At 69.7% G+C, this 1,203-nt stretch carries 2 protein-coding genes; both read left to right on the plus strand.

The genetic code is table 11. The features are described 5' to 3' along the window. A partial coding sequence (locus tag R2S09_RS40105; RefSeq protein ID WP_399145742.1) for a transposase occupies nt 1-294 on the plus strand: 294 nt, incomplete at its 5' end. Next, nucleotides 291-1,163 (plus strand): IS3 family transposase, encoded by an 873-nt coding sequence (locus tag R2S09_RS40110; protein ID WP_316746216.1) that lies wholly within the window; start codon nt 291-293, stop codon nt 1,161-1,163. The genes R2S09_RS40105 and R2S09_RS40110, both read left to right, overlap by 4 nt. Nucleotides 1,164-1,203 lie beyond the last annotated feature (40 nt).

Consider the following 1,203-nt stretch of genomic DNA (forward strand, 5'->3'; position numbering starts at 1 on the left):
AAGAAGAAGCCGCGTCCTCGCCGCTCGTTCACGCCGGAGTTCAAGGCCGAGATCGTCGAGCTGTGCCGACGCGGTGACCGCTCGGTCGGTCAGATCGCCAAGGACTTCGACCTGACCGAGACCGCGGTGCGGGACTGGGTCAAGCAGGCCGAGGTCGACGCCGGCGAGCGGGATGGCCTGACCAGCGACGAACGCGATGAGCTGGCTCGCCTGCGGCGGGAGAACCGCCGTCTGCGCGAGGACGTGGAGATCCTCAAGCGTGCCACGGCTTTCTTCGCGAAGGAGACCCGGTGACGGTGCACCCGTTCATCGAGGCGGAGAAGCAGGGCGGCCACAGCGTCAAGCGCGCCTGTGAGCTGCTGGAGGTCTCCCGTGCCGCCTTCTACGCCCGCCGCACCGACGCTCCGGGACCGCGCGCGGTCCGCGACGCGGAGCTGACCGAGAAGATCACCAAGGTGCATGCGGCCTCACGCGGCAGCTACGGAGCCCCGCGCATCCACGCCGTCCTACGGCGTGACGGCGAGCAGTGCGGTCGACGCCGCATCGCCCGTCTGATGCGCCAGCGCGGCCTGCAGGGACGCCATCGGCGGCGGCGCCAGCGCACCACCATCCCCGACCCGCGCGCGGCCCTGCGGCCTGACCTGGTCCTGCGCGACTTCCAGCCCGACCCCGCCGGCCTCGATGCGCGCTGGTGCGGCGATATCACCTATATCTCGACCGAGGAGGGCTGGCTCTACCTGGCCACCGTGATCGACATCGCCTCCCGGCGCGTGGTGGGCTGGGCCACCGCCGACCACCTGCGCACCGAGCTGGTCGCCGACGCCCTGAGGGCCGCCTGCCGCACCCGCCGCCCGCACGGACCGGTGATCTTTCACTCGGACCGCGGCTGCCAATACACCAGCCGCGACTTCGCCTCCCTCGCAGGCGAGTTGGACATCAGCCTGTCGGTCGGCCGCACCGGCCAGTGCTGGGACAACGCCCTCGCCGAGTCGTTCTTCGCCACCTTGAAGCGTGAGTTGATCGATGACCGGTCCTGGCCCACCCGGGCAGCAGCCCACTCGGCGATTTTCGAGTGGATCGAGGGCTGGTACAACATACGCAGGCTCCACAGCAGCCTCGGCTACCTCTCTCCGGCCGAGTTCGAGGCCACCCTCGCAGCTTGACCAACACACCGAACGTGTCCGTCAAAGCGCAGCAAGCTCA

The sequence above is a fragment of the Streptomyces sp. MK7 genome (genome assembly GCF_032658145.1).
GTDB lineage: Bacteria > Actinomycetota > Actinomycetes > Streptomycetales > Streptomycetaceae > Streptomyces > Streptomyces spiralis.